Below are 18,345 nucleotides of genomic sequence, written 5' to 3'. Positions count from 1 at the left end.
AATTGAGGGAAGTTGCGGCAATGCCGACGTTCTCGCCGCTATCAGCGATTGAATGCCCATGGCCTCGCTCAGAACAATAATGTCGGCCGGAGAGACGGCGTCGCCCTCGATCTGTTCACTCATCAAATCGCGGTTACCGGTTCGCTCAACCCGGCCCCGTCGTTTCCTGCTTTAAGGTATCGACAGCAGTTCGGCTCAACCGGAATACCCCGCGGCCACGAGCGAGCGGCTGATAAGCCGAGCTGGCACGGGTGTTGAGGACATCGAACCACCCGTTCGGAGTGAGCTTCCCTGGACGCTGGCCGATTTGTATCACCCGCCCATTCGGGGCGAAGCGGACGTGGATGATGATTTGTTACAAGCTCATACCGATTCCTTATTTTGGCCGCTTACGATCACGAGCTGACACCCGACAAGCTCGACTGTAATGTGGTCGATTTCGAATATCTTAGCGGGACTCCTTCACGTGATTGCAGATGCGCGTCGTAGCACTGCTCGACCATGCGACACCACTCCAAGACATCATCGGTAGGCTTGCACAGCACTGCGCCGTATTCGGCCGGCTCATTGCTCACGGCCCAACATTCCTTTGGCCAATGCGATCCCGGTCGCCCGCGTTGAGTGTCGAACTCACGCATCACGCCCCGCCCGCGGCGCAGCTGGACAAAGGGACCCATGCCGTCGCTATCGGCAGCAAGCAGCCGTTCGATCTCGATCAATTCCTCGGTCGTGATCGCCATCGTCGTTCTTCTATCCTCGGGGACGGTGGTCCTTCATTGCCAGAACAGGCGCTCAGGATCCGCATTCAATTCGTCGATTGCAGGGATCAAGCGATGATAGAGGCTGTAAAATTCCCAGACTCCCCCCGCATGATTTTTGCGAAACAGCTTCCAGATCCCGGTCACGCCATCATAAAGGATCAGCGCGACATCGACGAGCGCGCCATCCTTGTCGATATTGCGCGAGCAGCAGGGACTCTCGATGCAGTAGCCGCCCCACACGGGCGTCACGTTTGGCGAGACGTAGAGATAGCGCTTCCGCGCGCTCAAGCCGCGTTCGATCCGTTTGCGATCAAGCTCGTTGAGATGACGCGCCAACCCCGGTTTTACTTTCCTCATCAGTGCGGAATTCATGATGAAAGCCTCCCTTCAATGCCTTTTGATGTTCTCTTGAACTCCAGCAGATGAGCAGCTCCTCACCAAAATCAACGATAAAGATAGGCTCATGCGCTTTGTTGTTGAGAGTATCGATGACGGTCTGGCGGCTCGGCCTGGCGGCGAGCGAAGCTCCGTCCGTCTCCGTATCGACCGATGAGCGGTGCTTGATCAGGTCGGCTGTCGGTTTACCCCGCTGGCCCCACCAATATTTTGGAAAACCTCGCTGAGTCATGACTCCTCCGGTAGTGGCAAATCATCGACCTCCTCGCCTGCATCCACTGGCTCAAGTTCCTTGCGTTTCATGCCAACGCGGTAGCCGCTTTCCAAAAACTCCACGCCGTAGATGTAGAATTGCTGCAAGAACGTGCCGATCGAGACGACGTAGCCCACCTCCCCCTTCTTGACCAAGACGTCTCCGATCTCCTTGCCGGGATAGGTGCCATCATTCCGGATGACGCGATTGGCGCGAAGCTTTTGGCCAAAGCTGAAGGCGGGTGGGTCGCTTAGCTCGACGGCGTCGCTATCCCGGAGAATTCCGTTCATATTTCGCTCCTCATGCACCGACGGCGCGGGGGCACGCCGAGGGGACACTCTGCTCCGCATCACGAGGCGCCCTCGAGCGCCGAAATGTCGCCAGGCTGTGCTGCCCGCCAGCAACAGCCCCATCGCAGGAATCCAGAGCGGCCACCGTCCGTAAGAGCAGACGCCGGCGCCTGCGGAGCCGCCAGTTCGCAGCGCGACGTTTGGGACGTGTTCAGCACCAGCGATTGCATTGCCGGTCAGGCTCCACACTTCAGACGGGCGCCTGGTAGCGAGGCAAGGCCCTGTCAACCACGCAGGTGTTGTCGACCGGACAGGCAGCGGCACATTGCGGTTCGTCAAAATGCCCCACGCATTCGCTGCATTTCGCCGCTTCAATGACAAAGTTTCCCCCCTTCTCCGAAATAGCAACGTTCGGGCATAAAGGCTCGCAAGCTGAGCAGCTCGTGCACTGCGAGGCGATGATTTTGAATGGCACATATTCCTCCTTACGCCGCAGAGATCCGATCTCCAGGCCAACGCGGGGGCACGCCGCGCTGCACATGCTGGATCTCCCCGCGCTTTACTTTGCCGACATAGGCCCTGAACCAAGCGATCGTCGACTTCTCAATGTACTCATAGGCGAATTGATCGACCGGCTCGATCCCAGCCTTGATCAGGCCGCTCTTGGGGCAGCCGCCGATCTTAGCCACGAAGACCGCGTGGCAGTCACGGATGTCGCGCATGATCACGGATAGCCTATCTTCCTCGCCATAGCCGGCCTGGCAGTAACCCTCCACACGACGTAGCCCGACGAACTTGGCGCCGGATGTGGAGAGCTCGTACAGTTGGAATTCCTTTGCATGTCCAAAGTGCTCGTTGATCAATCCCGAGCCCTTAGTTGCGACGGCTACTAGAACAGTGATCGCGCTCATCTCTCCGGAGACTCCCGCCAACTCCTTTTGACCGGCCGCGACTTTGGAGACGCGCTCATTCTCTACCCTTTTTTGATAAGCCTTGCGCATCTCTAGGTCATAATGGACGTCCATTTTCATCACCTGATCATTGGTGAACTCCGCGCTGCGATCCTCGCCGAGTAGACCGACCGCATCAGCGCGGCACTGCCGGCAATGCCGCATCATGTTTATCTTCCCTTCGCAAGCATCTTGCAGCGTCTTCAATTCTTGAGCCGTCGGACCGCGCTGACCGTTGAGGCCAAATGCTGTTCCGTGCTCGGGTACGGAGATCAGCGGCATGATATTGTGAAGGAAGGCACCGCGCGACGTGACCGCCTTGTTGACCTCGACCAGGTGGTCATCATTGATATTGGGGATCATCACCGAGTTGATCTTGCACAAAATGCCCCGTTCGCTAAGCATCTCGAGCCCTTGAAGCTGGCGATTGGTGAGTATCCTTGCCGCCTCGATGCCGGTGTATCGCTTGTGGTTGAAGAAGATCCATGGATAAATCTTGGCTCCGATTTCAGGATCGACCATGTTGATGGTGATGGTGACGTGGTCAACTTTGGCCCTCACGATGGTATCGACATAGTCTGGCAGCGCTAGTCCGTTGGTTGACAGACACAGCTTGATGTCAGGAGCAGCCTCGGTGACCAACGCGAGCGTTTTGAACGTCTTTGCTGGATTGGCCAGGGCATCGCCGGGACCAGCGATGCCAAGTACCGTCATCTGCGGAATGGTCGTCGCGACCGCGATCACTTTTCTCACTGCCTGCTCAGGGGTGAGCTTCTCGCTCACCACACCCGGACGCGATTCATTGGCGCAGTCGTATTTTCGGTTGCAGTAGTTGCACTGGATATTGCAGGCAGGTGCGACCGCGACATGCATGCGAGCGTAATGATGGTGCGCATCCTCGCTGTAACAGGGATGGTTTTTCACCCTTTCCCAGATTTCGACCGGCAGATCGCCTCGGCCGGCCTGCGAGCCGCAGCTCGCCCGCCCGGTCTTCGCCGAAGCGCGGCAGCCCTTATGCTCGGTTATGGACTGCATGATCTTCCCGCTATTGACCGCTGCTTTGACATATTTTCCGCGCTCCACGACCGAGATCACTCCCCTGCAAGCATCGACGCCCACAGATCATCCTAGAGCGCGCTTCAGGAAGATTAGCAACTTGCATGCCGTGGCGAGGATGATGCGAATGCAACCACAGTACACCGAGTAGGCGCAGCGATAGCGTTGGCACTTGCAAGACAGCAATGATGAGCTTGTTGGCAAAGCGACAGATGCGTCGCCATTCTCACTCGGGGCTCCATCTCGTGTGCTTTTCACTCTCGCGGGGCTCGCCCCGATCCAGCTCATCTGAACGGGCTTTCGCGCGCTGCCGCTCTCAATTGGCCCGATCCGAACTGGGGAAGCCGGACATCATAAGGCCAATACTAGGGCAACACGCGTCCGAATATGACAGGCAGCAATGAGGGCCAAAGATGATGGTGCAATCGCCTTGTCCCGACTGGCTGAGTAAACCCCGCCTCATCAATGCCGTCGCGGCGGGCCGACGTTTGCTGATCTTGATATGCTGCGCCGCAGCCAGTCGACCCCCAAAGCCCCGAGACAGCGCCGACTTACCGGCGAATAAGCCGACCGATGCATCTGGTGTGCTCAGCACATCGCATTTTCAATTCCCTGATGCCAGGACGAGAGAGACGACAATGATCTCGGTCCCCAGGGCGGGCGCCAAGGTCGGCGAGAGTAACCTTTGCATCCGCCGCATCGACAGCGCTCATCTCCGTGAGCGCTTCATGGATCGTCGCCGCTCTCATCCCGCTTCTTCGCGTCGATTGTGATCGGTAACCGTGTGTCGCTCGCCATCTCGGGCAAATCGAGCACCCAACCGTTAGCGACTTTGATCCAGCCGCCCCATAGGGTCTCGTACTCGGAGGCCACGATTGACTCTTCGATATCCTTTTTTGGCACGTAGATTGACAAGCCCGTGTCCGGAGAGCGGCGGATCATGATTTTCACGAGGTCTGCTCCCTGACCGTGGCGCGGGAGCTGGCGCGCATGCGAGTCACGATATCTGACACAGCGCACACGGCCTCATCGACTTCGGCGAGGGAGGTTTCGCGCGAAAGAGAAAAGCGCACGGCGCCGTGCATCCGCCACGCAGGCACCTGCATGGCACGCAGAACATGCGATGGCTGCATTGAGCCCGACCTGCAGGCTGACCCGAGCGATACGGCGATGCCCGCCCGGTTAAGACGGTGGGCAATCGCTTCACCTTCGAGATGGTCGAAGGCAATATTAGTCGTATTCGCCAAACGATTGCGAATGTCGCCAAGCACAACGCACTCGCCATTGCGCAAAATTCCCTGCTCAAGGCGGTCACGTAACGCGCCAATGCGGATGCGCTCGGGTTCAAGCCGCTCCGCCGCAAGTTCGGCAGCTTTTCCTAGTCCGACGATTCCGGGAATATTCTCGGTCCCAGCGCGCCGCCCTCGTTCCTGTGATCCGCCGCAGATCAGCGGCTGGAATTTTGTCCCTTTACGCAAATATAACGCACCTACCCCCTTCGGGCCGTGCAGTTTGTGCGCGGATAGTGAAAGCATGTCGATCGTGCTGTCCTTTAGGTTTAAGCGTACTTTACCAATGGCCTGCACCGCATCTGTGTGAAATAGCGCTCCCGCCTCACGGGTCCACCCGGCCAGACACTTCACGGGAAATATCGTTCCGGTCTCGTTATTGGCCCACATAACCGAGGCAATCGCTGTGCGTGGCCCAAGCGCGCAGCGAAACGCCTCGATGTCGAGCCGGCCGCAAGCATCTACGGCAATAATGCGCGTCTTGACTCCCCTTGCCGCCAATTGCTCCGTTAGCGCAAGTACGGCGGAGTGCTCAACCGAAGTGGTGACAACCTCGTCTCGACCTTCCTGGGTTGCAAGTGCCGAGAGGATTGCGGCATTATTGGCTTCGGTCCCTCCCGAGGTGAAGACGATTTCGTGATCGTATGCACTACCTAGCAGGCCGCTCAAGCTTCTCCGTGCCTGCCTCACCGCAATTGCGGCCTCGTTGCCAAAGGCATGCGCGGACGAGGCATTGCCGAATTGCTCAGTGAAGAAAGGCAACATGGTTTGCACGACGGATGGATCAGTTCGCGTCGTTGCATTGTTATCGAGGTAAATCGGCGCTCGATTCTCGCTCACTGCACCACCCCGCCTGCAGCAACAACGAGGACCAGGCGATCCAAACCTCCGATCTTACCTACCAGGTGCCCCTGAATCCCTTCTAGACTCACGCTCGGAAGCTTGTACGGCTTGCCAGCATTGTCGAGCCGCGCCAAGAGCATGCTGCTATCGTGCCGATCAGCTAACAGGCGCCAGCTTCGGCTTGGCGATTGGGTCCGATCTCTTCGTTCGCGCAGCGAACGGGACCCTCTCGCATCGTGGGGATCGACGAGTTCTTCAGTCGGTCTGGTTCGGCCGGTGTGGTTCATTGCCCTTTCCTTATCGCCTGATCAATGTTTCCATCAGCCGAATGATTTTCCACAGGAGCAGTTGGTGGCCGCGTTCGGGTTATGAAAGGTAAAGCCAGAGCTCTCCGGTGCCAGCACGAAATCGATGGTTGTGCCGGCCAGATGCTCTCGGCTCTTGCTATCGACAAACACCTTGAGCCCATCGCAGTCGATCACGGTGTCGTCAGGCTTTGGCTCATCGGCGATGCCCATCTTGTATTTGAATCCATTGCAGCCGCCTGCTTCGATCATGACGCGCAGACCACCCGCCCGCCGCTCCGAAGATGAAATCGCGCTCTTGATTGCATTGACTGCGCTATCGGTCAGGTTGATCACGTCTTTGCCTCGTCAGCTTAGGCCCAGCTAAGAGCAAGTCACGTGCCAGCGCGCAGACGCCTGATGATGCTCATTTCCGCGCCCCTTGGCTGGCAACGGATGTCGGGTTCCTGACAAGGCACGTAAGGCGGTGCCAGCCACCGGCGCGTTTTCTTTCCGAGCTTCACTGAACGCCGCCACGCAGGCGACGGCAGGCAATTTGCATCGCATCTGGCTCCGACAACGCGTCGGTGAAGAGCATAGATCAAGGACAGATTTAATGACCGCTATCGAGAACACTGCACTCGGCAGACTTGAGAAGGAGAGCCGCCTTCTCAACGCCGTATTCAAAGGCGCGACCACCAAGCCGGGCCGGTTCGGCTTTCGCGGCGACGTCGCACTAAAGTTCCAGACTCAGGTCGCGGACGAGAAACGACCGCCAGACTATTCCATTGAGCAGGTTCTGACGATCGCCCAAAACGGAGAACGCACTATCCCCGTGCTGGCCGGCTACCTACATTCCTTCGCGTATCTTGTTGACGTCGCGACCGTCCTCGACGGTGCCTTGAGCCCAATCGGCAGCTATTTCATTTTCTGCAACAACATCGATTTGCTGGCGAAGTATCGAGTTAAGCTCGGCGATATTAACTTCCACGTCTTACCCTGCGATGAATCCACGGTTTGGAAGGAGATGATGGACTTGGTCGGGCTGAACAAGGACGACATCAAGAAGCTCGATCCGGCCGGCAAGCTTGATTACCTCCTCGATGCCACAAGGGATCTCGATCTATCCTATGAGGAAATCTCGTATGACGACGGACTAAAGAGGATGGAGGCTGTGAAAAACCGCAACGAGAACCGCCCGGTCTGAGGGCGGTCTTCAGTTGTTGGCTCATGCATCGTCCTCCGCGAGATGCACACCGACGGCGCAGATGTCGCCATCCACAACTACCAACGCGATCGGCGTAAGCGCTCTACCTTGACATGGACCTTCGACGCACCGCCCGGTGCCGAGTTCGAAGGTCGAACCGTGCTTGCCGCACATCAGCCGGATACCGTTTGGATCGAGGAATTCGTTCTGCTCCCAGTCCAAATTGACGCTGTGGTGCGGGCATTTATTGACATAGCCAAGCACCTTCTTGCCCCATCGCACCACAATGATGGGCCACGGCCGGTGATTGCCGTCATCTTCGAGGACCATAAGATGAAATCCGATGGCCTGGCGGCTCGGAATGTCGTTAAAGCTGCAAATCGCATAGACGAGAGTTGGCTGCATAGGTTGCTCTTGCAAGACTTAATTGTCGCTGTGCAATTGCCCCTGCAATAACCGTACGAGCGCCGAAACGAATCGTGTCTGGTCATCCGACGCGCAAACTTGGCTATTTCAGCAGATCTCGTTGCACAGCGGCGTATATTTCAGACAAAGGAACATTGAGCCTTCTCGTTCCCTCCGTGCTAGCTGCAGAACTGCTGCTCCGCGCTCCGGGCTTGCCGGACGGCCAAACGCGGCGGATGTCGCTGCTGCTCGTTAATGGCCACGCCGCATAGCGGGGCCACGGTGCCCTCCGATGGCGTATGTCTCACGGCGTCGCGGCCTTCGCAGAAGAGCCATGTGCTCGCTTCCAGCCGGCGCAGGGCGCGCGCAGCGAGCGCGCGCCCCCTTTGAACTAAGACTGTTGCGCCCGCGCTTTGAACGGTCAAACGCCCATCACTTCAGGTTCGGTGTTGCTATTGCAGCCACCTTACTCCATGCGCGTTCGGCAACATGCACTTCAAGCAAGGTGACGGCTCATCGTGCAACAATTCGCTTTCGAAACTGAGTGTCGATATCACTGCTCTCAGCTTTCGAAAAATGGCTCAGGGTCGCCGTTGCGTTACTCCATGCTTAGCCCCGTGAGGACGCGCTCCAAATAGACTGACGGATCATCTTCGTCAGAATAGTCCGCCTGGACCGTCGATTCAGCGGCGGCATCATCATCCTCCACCTTACTAAGGTACTTCGTAGGCTTGCCTACTCGCTGCCACTGGTCGTTCTCATTCTTCGTCCACACCTCGGGATGCTGGTGAGGATCAAGCACCCAGTGATTTCGACCCACATGAACAAAACCCATTTCTGCTAGGCGGGGTTCCATGCCGGGCAAGCCTGGTTTTGACAAGATCAAGGGATCATCACCATCCTCTCTCAGCTGGTACTCAAGCAAAATATCGCCCGCGTTCTCAACCAGGGGATGAGTGACCCGAAGGTCCACCACGGACGTGAGATCGTTGCGCCCAAACTTTTCCCGGAAGGTCTCCCCCTTGATCCGAACCGGACCTCCTGCTCTCAACAGGCCAACTGTTTCGTCACCCAATTGATAGCTGAAGAAGCGCACGGGCCTGGCTGGATCATAGTGAGTGGCGCTATAGCTGCCAGCAACCGTTGCTGCCCGCTCAGCTTTCTTTGATACGAAGTCTGAGTACTCTTGCGGATTAATGGCGATGTTCATGATGTCGCGGCCCAAAAATCTCTGCAGCCCTCGATCGAAGGAACGCTGGTCGATCTCAACAATGGGCGGACCGGAATTCAGATAGTACGCCCTTGTTTCAGATGACGACCCGCCTGGCTCCATACCTGCAAGTGTTTCCGCAAAGCGGGGGCTATCTCCCGGTTCATCAACTTGATTAGCGCTTGTGGATTGGCTGGATGAGCCAACGACTCTGCCATACATCAGATCGCTCTCCTATCGGCAACATTGCACGCGATTGAGCTCATGCCGCGCAAGCTCGCGTTCATAATATACAACCTAACTGACCACAACCTGACCTAAGCATCTGCCGGCGCTCGGAGGCTGCGGCTGCGCAATCCGCAAGCGAGTCACGCACCCGCTGGCCAGCAATCGCAGGCTGATGGCGTGCGATATTGTCCGCGCTTGATCATCAAAAATGTGACGTTCAACGGCGCAGATCTGCAGCACCGCCCTTTACTTTCGGTCGTCGCTGCCATTGACCAATGCAGCCGTCTATCGAGGATCGGCGGCGTGCGCGCAGAATTGCTGCCCGGTGCTTTTGTCGCGGCGTCCGCGACTCGCACGTGCTATTGCACTGTCATCCAATTCGGAGCAGCACCATCCGGTCCCAGGATAGAATCGCGAAGACACAGGTGCCACCATCACATGCGCTTCAACGCGATCGGCGGCTATGATCGGCCGGACAATTGTAAAACCCGTGGACCGCGGCAGACTTTCGCTCCTGCCGATCCCGCAACCGAAGGCCACAGGATAGGATGAGCACGACTGGCTCCGAAGGAAGTGCCTATTCGGAAAACCGACTAGACGACCACGACGGTAATATGATCGCCCGCCCAAGGCCAAGTCGCTTTTCGACAAAACGCGGATCCTGCGATACGAGCGAGACTTGCAAGCAGGCGCCAGACAGCCGGTATGGCTTGCCTCGGGGCTGAGCAGCATTCGGCCATGCGCATCTCCGCTCGTTCCGTCTTGCCATTCAGGGAAAAAATCGGGCCATTCGGGCCGGCTGGCACGAGTCTCCGTTGCGGATTGACCTGATCCAGCGGGGCCTCCCTCCACGCGCTGCGGCGAACGGGAGATAGATCCCCTTCGCTCATGCAGCTGCGGCTGGGACGTGGGTCTGGCAGCTGGCCGGGCAAACCCTATCGCACGCACCGCAGCCGATGCAGGCGCCCTGATCGTTCAGAACCATAATCTTTTTTTCGACTTCATCGTCCGCGTCATTGTCAAGGTTGACGAGTTCGCCCTCCTCGTTGATGCCTTTCAAAGTCATGACATCTTGACCGCACACCTTGAAACAGCGGCCACAGCCGATGCACTTCTTGGCATCGATCGAGGCTAGGTATTGTGGCATCCAGTCGCGGCCGTCTCGCGTTGCAAATGACATGCATTGCCCTTCAAGTATTTTCCAGCTCTTTTAGCTCGCGACTCTTGCGCTCCAGTTCGACATAGACATCGTACGCCTTCTGCGCCACCGCCATAATCGACGTCCAGTTGATGGGCAATTCTTCCGAAAGGTCGTGCAGATCCATCTTGGCCTGTATCGCCTTGGCGGACACTTTCTTTAGTTCGGCCTTCAGTATTTCACTGATCGCCCATGAGTGAGTATCCTCAATAGTTAGCCACGTCTGGAAATTTCCGAATCAGGCCAATTCCCTCGCTGACATATCTATCCCCCTCTTGAGCCAGCTTGACGCAATTATCGAATCCCAAGCGATGCACGTCGCGCAGCTGCTTGTTTACGGCGACCAACCGCCCTGCGATGAGCACTATGCGCCCGAAGCCTTCATGATGCAGCTTCAGGATCGGCTGAACCATAATGCCGGTCTCCCTCTCTACTGACAGGCCGACCGCATTGAAGAACAACTCAAGCCGCCATAGTGTATTGGGATCGGGATCACCGATGATCGGCAATGCGCGTCGTCTCTCCCTGTTCAGGATATAGGGTTCGAGCAGATCAAGGTCGCTCTTCCCTTCCCAGGCTTCATTGGTATCCTGGGCGCGCCAAAGCTTGACTAACTCGATTAGAAATGGTGCGTCGACGACGCTGCCCTGCTGCGCTATTTTTGCGGTCATATCATCTCATTCGTCGAACTCAAACGATCGCGGTTGGTCCTTTGCAAGGACCTTGCGCAGCCAGGGAGGTGGCGTGCCCTTCAGCACCGACTCGAGCTTTTCCAGCAACACGTGAATGCTTTCCGGTTTGCTCACCTTGATAGGATGAATTTTGCTGGCCACCACTCGCGCAGCCGCGGCACCACCAATGGCCGCGACGTATAGGATGGCGCAATCCTTGATCGCCTGGATCTTTGGCGCCAACTTGTCACCACTGCCGTCCTCCTCAAGATCGCCCTCAAACTCGATAGCTTTAAGAAAGACATGCCCGCTGGGCGCGACATCGTAGATTGCAATATTCTTTGCCCAGCCAAAATGAGCATCGACGCGTCTCAGATCCTGAGTGGCAAAAGCGACCTTCATGCAATTGACCTTTCAGGCGCGCCAGTGGAGCGGCGATGCCCCACGTGTTGTGGCAGTCCGGGCGTGGTCCGCCACCTATCGGGTGTAGGTCGGTCGTTCTCGTCGCGATGCGCGATCACGAGATTGGCGATTTGGAAGATCACATTGCGGGTACCACGATAGCCGACGGATACTTGGTGGCCCGCGCCAAGCCGATCGAATATCGGAAAACCTACGCGATAGAACGGCACTTTCAGCCGCCCCGCCGCTTGCCTTCCATGCGAATGCGTGATCAGCAGATCGCAATGCTTTTCTTTTGCAAATCCTTCCAGATCTTCGAGGTCACCAATGAGAACCTCCTTGGTCCTGATTCGCTCGATCACCTCAGACTGAGTGGTCGTCACGGCGACGGTCACCTGCGCGCCCATATCGTGCAGCATGCCGGATAAATCGAACAGAAGGTCTGGCTCGGCACCGATCGCGACTTTGCGGCCGCCAATATGGAAGTGCGCGTCCAACATAGCATCGGCGAGCTGACTGCGCTGGCGTCGATATTTCGAGGGTATCGGGCGCCCGCTAATCTCGCTCAAAAACATCATGAAATCGTCGTTTGGATGAAGACCACACAGTCGCTCGAACACACGAAAAGGCACCCCGGTTTTAGTCTGCATGACCTCAGCCGCGCGCTGCATCTGCGCACCGATTGCAATGGTCCACCCTGCGCGCCCCATGCTCGCGATCTCGTCGACGTCAATGCCGCCGATGGTCGTTGACGTAAACTCATCGGGGATATGCCCGTCGAGCGATCCCGCCAAGTCAGGGAGAAAGGAGGGGTACAATCCGAAATCCTCCAGCAAGGCACGGAGTTCATCAAGGTCGCCGGGCGTCAGGTGACACCCCGGTAGAACATTTACCTTCGAGGGATCCCGCAGGCCATTGGCACTTGGCCGGTCCACCAGCACCTCCACCATGCGTGCAACTGCCTTCTCCCACCCATCCTGGAACGCGCCCTTGAAATCAGGCGTTGATACATATACGAGCGGCAACTTTGTGAGTTGCGGATACGCACTCCGGATTAGTTTGAGGTACGCTTCCACATCGTCGCCGTTGGTCTCGGTGACACCGGTCGAGCAGATTCCGATGATCTTCGGCTTAGCGCGCTTGGAGATGTTAAGTATCGCCTGCTCCAAATTTTCATATCCGCCGAGTACGGTCGCGACCTCGCTCATCGCGGTGGTCTGCAGCGGTATTGCTTCTTTGAAGTGCCGGACAAAGAGCGTGAGACCGAAGGATGTGCACCCCTGTGAGCCGTGCAGAAGCGGCATCGCACCGCGCAGCCCCATGAAGGCGTATGCGCCGCCGATCGGCTGGCTCATCTTCAGCGGGTTGACAACGCAGGCTTTTGTCGGCGCCGTGACCAGGGCCATGGCGACTCCCTACTCTGCGGCCTGTCGCATATCAGATGGCTCGGACATCAACATATCTTCGATGCGTCCTTGACAGCAGCCACCGGCCGCATTGGTATGCTCTCGGACCGCTGCGACGCTCCTCAAGCCGTGCACGGAGATTGCGTCCTCAATCGTGCCCAGATCAACCCTGTTACACACGCAGATATTCCTCGCGCGGCGCGCTGTTTCGGCGAGGACCGGATCGCCGGCGATCGCGGCCATGGACTGCATCTGCTCCCGCGCTTTGGCCAAAGCCTCCCATGGCGCTGGCCGACGTAGCTGCTCCCACATCGGGCTTGAGAGCGAATTATCGATCTCCTCCACCAGCTTGACTATTCCGGCATAGCCCATATAGGCGTGGCAACGCTCCTGGTTGATATCGACCCATGGCACCGCCGCCTTCAGCGCGACAAATTGCGACTTGCCGCCCGATAGCATGATGTCCGCTTCTGCGTCCTTCAACATCTTGTACATTTCGCGCGCAGTCATGTCGTCGATCATGTGGGCATCCTGCCCCATGAGCTCCTTGATGCGCTCCTTGTCTTCCATGGTCGATTTCTTCACACTGGTTCCGACTAATTCCAGCCCGGCTTCCTGGAGCGCCGAGACGACCGACCATGACTTGACACCGCCGGTCATTAACAAGGCCCTTTTGCCTTCGAGTCGCGGCTTGTACGGCTGGATGGCAGCCCACGCCCGCGCTTCCTCGCGCGCGATCACCGCTTCGGTGCGCCCGAGCAGATCTGCCGGGGCGCCGCGCTCAACCAATAAGCGGGCGATCTGGCGTAGCGATTCGCTTGAATCCTGAATACCGTAGAACGACCCCTCGAAGAATGGGATCCCGTAACGTTGCTCCATCTTGCGTGCCACGTTGATCATGGATTTTGAGCACACCAACATTGCCGCCCGCGCGCGATGAGATGAAGCGACTTCGCGGTATTTGCCATCGCCCGAAATGCAGCAGAGAATTCGCACTCCAAGCTCGTCTAACACTGGCTTCACCTGCCAGAGCTCTCCTGAAAGGTTGTATTCTCCGATCAGATTGATGTCGTACGGCGTGGTGTAGTCCGGTTCTCGCGTGCCGATCACGTAGTCGAGCAAGGCTTCGCCCGCGAGCTTGTTACCGAGGTTTTTCGAACCGGCGAAGCCCGGAGAATTGATCGGGATCACCGGTTTTGAGAATCTTCGCGACGCTGCCTTGCAGACTGCATTGATGTCATCGCCGATCATCGCCGGGATGCAGGTTTGATAGACGAAGATTGCGGGCGGATCGCACTTGTCGATGATCTCCTTGATCGCTTTGCACAGCCGCTTCTCGCCTCCGAATACAATATCGGTTTCGCTCAAATCGGTTGTGAAAGCGGTGCGCCACAAATCCGAGCCGGACGACGCCGCGCCGCGATTGTCCCAGGAATTACCTTCGCACGCGATCGGGCCATGTACCAAGTGAGCGACATCGGTGAACGGCTGCAGCGCAACCTTCGCGCCGTCGAAAGCACAGCCACCCGCAGCGCTACCCGGCTGCAACTGTCTGGTACAGCCGTTCCTGCGTTCCGCCTCAGACTTACTGCCATTCTTGGCGCAGCCCGGCTCGTCGAAGATATCCTGGACCGTGGCCGCCAGTGAACTCATCCTGCTTCCTCTCAGGGCAACAAATTGTAAACTCAACCGTTATGTGCTCGTGCCATCGTCCAGTCCTGGACGATGGCACGTGTAGTTGCTCATCAACGAATGATGTCGAAGCTGTAGTCGGTTTTGCCAAGAATGTTGGTCTTGTTGTCGATCTCGTCGAAGATCTTGTCCAGGATCTTGACCAGCACATTCAGACCGCCCTGATAGCCCCATATGGGGGAGCGGTGATGGTGATGCCGGTCGAAAATCGGAAAGCCGATGCGGATCAGTGGCGTTGCGGTATCACGCTCCAGATACTTCCCATAGGTGTTGCCAATCAGAAAATCGACCGGCTCGGTGAACAAGAGTGAACGCATGTGCCAGAGATCCCGCCCCGGATAGACTTGGCAGCCCTGTCCAAATGGCGAGCTTGCAAGCAGCGCCTGCATTTTCTCCTGCCACGCTTTGTTGCCATTGGTGGACAGCACATGGGTCGGCTCGGCGCCGAGTTCGAGCAGAAACGCAGCCAATCCATAGCAAAGATCCGGATCGCCATAGATCGCGAACTTTTTGCCATGAACATGAGCGCTTGAGTCGGCAATGGCATCAACCAAGCGGCCACGTTCTCGCGCGAGTTGCTCCGGAATCTCCTTGCCGCTGATGCGTGACAGCGCGACGATAAAGTCATCCGTTGCTGATAAGCCTACCGGGTAGTTGAAGGATAGAACGTCCTGGCCATGCTCTGCCGCAAATGACAGCGTTTTTTCCGTGCACCATTGCTGCATGGAGATGGTCGCCTTGGCGTGAATCGCGTTCGCCGCATCCTTCAGCGTCGTACCACCGTCATACATCCGGAATTCGCCGTCTGTCGGAGTGTCGAACACTTCAGAATTGTCGGCGAGAACTGTGTGCTGGATGCCCATCAATTCCAAGATGCGCTTAATCTCGCGAAGGTTCCCGACGGTATATCCATCGAACCCGCCAATGATGTTGATCGCTCCATTCGGTTTGCGCTCCAGCTTCGGCGCTGTTCCGGCCTTGCCGTCCCAAAAATGCTCCAGAATGCCTTTGAGGGCATTGTCGTAGCCGGTGACGTGACTGCCAACGAATGCGGGCGTGTGGGCGAACGGCACGTCGAAGTCTGCCGGAACCGAGCCCTTTTCTTTCGACGTCTTGATGAAGGCGTTCAGGTCATCGCCGATCACTTCGGCCATGCAGGTTGTGGAAACCGCAATCATCTTGGGCTTGTACATCTTGTAGCTGTTCGCGAGCCCGTCGGTCATGTTGTTCAGACCGCCGAATACGGCAGCATCTTCCGTCATTGATGAAGAGACACAGGAGCTAGGCTCCTTGAAGTGCCGCGACAAATGACTGCGGTAATAGGCCACACAGCCTTGGCTGCCGTGGACGAAGGGCAGCGTGCGCTCAAAGCCGACAGAGGCGAATACGGCGCCAAGCGGCTGACACGCCTTCGCCGGATTTACCGCCAGCGCCTCCCGCGCGAAGTTTTTTTCGCGATATTCGGCCGTTTTGGTCCATTCCTTGATACGTTCGACCTCGGCAGGATCGCGCGGATTCTCGAATATCTTCTTCTTCGCCAGCATTTGCTGGTATTCTGGACCGCGGAACAGTTCGACATGATCGAGCACGTGTTCGGCACTCTGCGGCATCGGTGAAATCCTTCACTATCAGATTGGAATCGCCCGGGCTTTCCCGGAGAGCGAGACGAGTTGCGTTATTCTGCAGCCTGGAGCTTGGCGCTCGGCGCTTCCTTCCAGGGAGCTTTCGTTCTTTTCCAAATTGGCGAGTTGACGGCCATGTCCATGTCGCGCGCGAAGATCGCAAAGCCGTCATAACCGTGATATGGACCCGAATAGTCCCACGAATGCATCTGCCGGAACGGCACACTCATCTTTTGGAAAACGTACTTTTCCTTGATGCCTGAGCCGACAAGATCAGGCTGGAGTTTTTCGACGAAGCGCTCGAACTCATAGCCATTGACGTCATCATAGATGAGGGTGCTGTCTTTCACGTAGTGCTGAGCTGTGCGCTGATAGTCGTCGTTGTGACCGAACTCGTAGCCAGTGCCAATGACGTCCATCCCGAGGTCCTCGTACGCGCCAATCACATGACGCGGACGAAGGCCGCCGACGTACAGCATCACCGTCTTGCCCTCGAGGCGCGGGCGATATTTTGCAATCACGGCGTCCACCAGCGGCTGATACTTCTCGATCACTCGCTCGGCGCCTTCCTTGATCTTGTCGTCAAAATAACCCGCAATCCTGCGCAGTGAGTCCGCGATCTTTGAAGGTCCGAAGAAGTTGTACTCGCACCAAGGGATGCCGAACTTCTCTTCCATGTGGCGTGAGATATAGTTCATGGAACGGTAGCAATGCAGAATGTTGAGCTTTGCCTTCGGCGTTGCTTCGAGCTCGGCCAGTGAACCGTCGCCGGACCACTGCGCGATTACCCGTAGTCCCATCTCTTCAAGCAGAATTCGCGACGACCAAGCATCGCCGCCGATATTGTAGTCTCCGATGATCGCAACATCGTATGGTGTCGGCTCGAACTTTGGTTTGCCCTCGGCCTCGATATGCCCGAAAATCCAATCGCGTACCGCATCGTTTGCAATGTGATGGCCTAGTGACTGCGACACACCCCGAAAGCCCTCACAACGGACCGGCACGATGGTCTTGCCTCCATATTCTTTGGATTTCGCCCTTGACACCGCCTCGATATCGTCACCGATCAACCCTACCGGGCACTCTGATTGTATCGTAATGCCGTTGTTGAGTGGAAACAGCTCTTGGATTTCATCAAGGATTTTGTCCAGTTTCTTGTCGCCGCCAAATACGATATCCTTTTCCTGGAAGTCGGAGGTGAACTGCAGAGTCACGAAGCTATCGATGCCCGTGGTGCCAACGTAATAGTTGCGCCGCGAGCCCCATGAATATTGGCCGCAGCCAACCGGGCCATGGCTGATATGAACCATGTCCTTGATTGGTCCCCAGACCACCCCCTTCGACCCTGCATAGGCGCACCCTCTTATCGTCATCACGCCGGGTATGGATTTGATGTTGGACTTCACCCCGCAGTCCGACTTACCTGCTTGGTGCACGTTGAGGTGCTTGGCACGCCTTTTCGCGGTTTTCTCCGGATAGACCTTCAGCACCTCCTCGATCAGCTCTTTGTTGCGAGCCCTGATTTCTGCGACGCTGTTGGTCGTGGCGAGACTCATCTGGTGTCCTTTAAAAGGTTAGCTGTTGGGAGGGCGGCTTCTTGATCCAAGACTTTGCAACCGGCATGCCAGGGTCTCATGAGCACTAAAACTAGAACAACAACAGTTTCTTAGCGCGACTTGTACGGTGACGGGCTGTTGTTGCGAATCCGACATCTCGCCTTTGCGAGGGACTCTTGGTTTGGCGGTGTTCGAAATGGAACAAGGCGGCCGCGCGTGAAATTCACGGCGGAGTTTTTGAGTTTATGCGCGACAGCAACGCTCTGCGGTGTAAGGCGGAAGCAGGCCGCAAGTCTGGCTTCCAATCCTTCATACTTATTGAAACCTACAGGTGCTCACCTGCGATGTAATGACGTGCGCGATCTCGCGCTCTAGATCTCAAGGCGAGCTACCTCGACGCCACGTGAACTTCTTAGGCTCGTTAGATCACACGAGCATCGTCGCGCCTTGATAAGGGGCACGCACGATCACATCGATGTCTTCGCGTGCGTTGTACATGCCGAGGGACACAGAGCTGGCCCCGCAAATTCGGACAGTAGCTTGAGTGGATTTTCTGCCTGACAGCGGCGAGGATTCTTGCTGCGAATCAGGAGCGAAGATGACGAAGAAGAGCCGCCGGACGCATT

General features: G+C 57.0%; 22 protein-coding genes. 1 reads left to right on the top strand and 21 read right to left on the bottom strand.

What is annotated here, in order from left to right; all coding sequences use genetic code 11:
• Nucleotides 1-395: 395 nt before the first annotated feature.
• The 10 genes from IF809_RS32635 to IF809_RS32590 form a co-directional block, all read right to left on the bottom strand.
• On the bottom strand, nucleotides 396-740 hold the full coding sequence (locus IF809_RS32635; protein WP_011084572.1) for a hypothetical protein: 345 nt from the start codon (nucleotides 738-740) through the stop codon (nucleotides 396-398).
• 33 nt (nucleotides 741-773) lie between these two features.
• Complete coding sequence (locus tag IF809_RS32630; RefSeq protein WP_014497964.1) at nucleotides 774-1,133, bottom strand: DUF3024 domain-containing protein; 360 nt, start codon at nucleotides 1,131-1,133, stop codon at nucleotides 774-776.
• A complete protein-coding gene (locus IF809_RS32625; protein ID WP_014497965.1) occupies nucleotides 1,072-1,389 on the bottom strand; it encodes a hypothetical protein in 318 nt (105 codons plus the stop codon). Before IF809_RS32625 ends, IF809_RS32630 begins: the two co-directional genes overlap by 62 nt.
• Nucleotides 1,386-1,700 (bottom strand): nitrogen fixation protein NifZ, encoded by a 315-nt coding sequence (locus IF809_RS32620; RefSeq protein WP_014497966.1) that lies wholly within the window; start codon nucleotides 1,698-1,700, stop codon nucleotides 1,386-1,388. The genes IF809_RS32625 and IF809_RS32620 overlap by 4 nt, the downstream gene beginning before the upstream one ends.
• Before the next feature lie 250 nt (nucleotides 1,701-1,950).
• Nucleotides 1,951-2,175, bottom strand: coding sequence for a 4Fe-4S binding protein (locus IF809_RS32615; RefSeq protein ID WP_011084569.1), 225 nt, complete (start codon nucleotides 2,173-2,175; stop codon nucleotides 1,951-1,953).
• A 10-nt stretch (nucleotides 2,176-2,185) separates the two neighbouring features.
• Nucleotides 2,186-3,685, bottom strand: coding sequence for a nitrogenase cofactor biosynthesis protein NifB (gene nifB / locus IF809_RS32610; protein ID WP_011084568.1), 1,500 nt, complete (start codon nucleotides 3,683-3,685; stop codon nucleotides 2,186-2,188).
• Between the two features lie 747 nt (nucleotides 3,686-4,432).
• On the bottom strand, nucleotides 4,433-4,657 hold the full coding sequence (nifT, locus tag IF809_RS32605) for a putative nitrogen fixation protein NifT (RefSeq protein ID WP_011084566.1): 225 nt from the start codon (nucleotides 4,655-4,657) through the stop codon (nucleotides 4,433-4,435).
• Nucleotides 4,654-5,835, bottom strand: coding sequence for a cysteine desulfurase NifS (nifS, locus tag IF809_RS32600; protein ID WP_011084565.1), 1,182 nt, complete (start codon nucleotides 5,833-5,835; stop codon nucleotides 4,654-4,656). Before nifS ends, nifT begins: the two co-directional genes overlap by 4 nt.
• Nucleotides 5,832-6,125 carry a hypothetical protein gene (locus tag IF809_RS32595; RefSeq protein ID WP_131234256.1) on the bottom strand — a complete coding sequence of 98 codons (294 nt, stop codon included), beginning with the start codon at nucleotides 6,123-6,125 and terminating at the stop codon, nucleotides 5,832-5,834. Before IF809_RS32595 ends, nifS begins: the two co-directional genes overlap by 4 nt.
• Nucleotides 6,126-6,158: 33 nt before the next feature.
• Nucleotides 6,159-6,479 (bottom strand): iron-sulfur cluster assembly accessory protein, encoded by a 321-nt coding sequence (locus tag IF809_RS32590; protein ID WP_011084564.1) that lies wholly within the window; start codon nucleotides 6,477-6,479, stop codon nucleotides 6,159-6,161.
• Between the two features lie 259 nt (nucleotides 6,480-6,738).
• On the opposite strand from IF809_RS32590, the gene IF809_RS32585 reads away from it, so the two are divergent.
• Complete coding sequence (locus IF809_RS32585; protein WP_014497969.1) at nucleotides 6,739-7,329, top strand: hypothetical protein; 591 nt, start codon at nucleotides 6,739-6,741, stop codon at nucleotides 7,327-7,329.
• 21 nt (nucleotides 7,330-7,350) lie between these two features.
• Here the strand turns inward: IF809_RS32585 and IF809_RS32580 are convergent, their stop codons facing one another.
• From IF809_RS32580 to IF809_RS32530, 11 genes are all read right to left on the bottom strand, one after another.
• On the bottom strand, nucleotides 7,351-7,734 hold the full coding sequence (locus IF809_RS32580; protein ID WP_011084562.1) for a Rieske (2Fe-2S) protein: 384 nt from the start codon (nucleotides 7,732-7,734) through the stop codon (nucleotides 7,351-7,353).
• 598 nt (nucleotides 7,735-8,332) lie between these two features.
• Nucleotides 8,333-9,166, bottom strand: a complete 834-nt coding sequence (locus IF809_RS32575) for a host specificity protein (RefSeq protein ID WP_225895108.1) — start codon at nucleotides 9,164-9,166, stop codon at nucleotides 8,333-8,335.
• 892 nt (nucleotides 9,167-10,058) lie between these two features.
• Nucleotides 10,059-10,352 (bottom strand): ferredoxin III, nif-specific, encoded by a 294-nt coding sequence (fdxB, locus tag IF809_RS32570; RefSeq protein WP_011084559.1) that lies wholly within the window; start codon nucleotides 10,350-10,352, stop codon nucleotides 10,059-10,061.
• Between the two features lie 10 nt (nucleotides 10,353-10,362).
• The gene (locus IF809_RS32565; RefSeq protein ID WP_026312876.1) at nucleotides 10,363-10,557 is read right to left on the bottom strand and encodes a CCE_0567 family metalloprotein; all 195 of its coding nucleotides are present in this window, start codon (nucleotides 10,555-10,557) and stop codon (nucleotides 10,363-10,365) included.
• Between the two features lie 19 nt (nucleotides 10,558-10,576).
• Nucleotides 10,577-11,041, bottom strand: a complete 465-nt coding sequence (locus IF809_RS32560; RefSeq protein WP_011084557.1) for a NifX-associated nitrogen fixation protein — start codon at nucleotides 11,039-11,041, stop codon at nucleotides 10,577-10,579.
• 6 nt (nucleotides 11,042-11,047) lie between these two features.
• Nucleotides 11,048-11,443 carry a nitrogen fixation protein NifX gene (gene nifX / locus IF809_RS32555; protein ID WP_011084556.1) on the bottom strand — a complete coding sequence of 132 codons (396 nt, stop codon included), beginning with the start codon at nucleotides 11,441-11,443 and terminating at the stop codon, nucleotides 11,048-11,050.
• Nucleotides 11,440-12,849 (bottom strand): nitrogenase iron-molybdenum cofactor biosynthesis protein NifN, encoded by a 1,410-nt coding sequence (nifN, locus tag IF809_RS32550; RefSeq protein WP_011084555.1) that lies wholly within the window; start codon nucleotides 12,847-12,849, stop codon nucleotides 11,440-11,442. Before nifN ends, nifX begins: the two co-directional genes overlap by 4 nt.
• Before the next feature lie 9 nt (nucleotides 12,850-12,858).
• Nucleotides 12,859-14,502, bottom strand: a complete 1,644-nt coding sequence (gene nifE, locus IF809_RS32545; RefSeq protein WP_011084554.1) for a nitrogenase iron-molybdenum cofactor biosynthesis protein NifE — start codon at nucleotides 14,500-14,502, stop codon at nucleotides 12,859-12,861.
• Nucleotides 14,503-14,594: 92 nt separating this feature from the next.
• Complete coding sequence (gene nifK, locus IF809_RS32540) at nucleotides 14,595-16,151, bottom strand: nitrogenase molybdenum-iron protein subunit beta (protein WP_011084553.1); 1,557 nt, start codon at nucleotides 16,149-16,151, stop codon at nucleotides 14,595-14,597.
• Nucleotides 16,152-16,216: 65 nt separating this feature from the next.
• Nucleotides 16,217-17,719, bottom strand: coding sequence for a nitrogenase molybdenum-iron protein alpha chain (nifD, locus tag IF809_RS32535; protein WP_011084552.1), 1,503 nt, complete (start codon nucleotides 17,717-17,719; stop codon nucleotides 16,217-16,219).
• A gap of 426 nt (nucleotides 17,720-18,145) precedes the next feature.
• A partial coding sequence (locus IF809_RS32530) for a hypothetical protein (RefSeq protein ID WP_462839570.1) occupies nucleotides 18,146-18,345 on the bottom strand: 200 nt, incomplete at its 5' end.

Source organism: Bradyrhizobium sp. UFLA06-24 (assembly GCF_054967145.1).
Note: the sequence above shows the minus strand (reverse complement) of the source record. Positions and strands in the feature narration are given on the sequence as shown.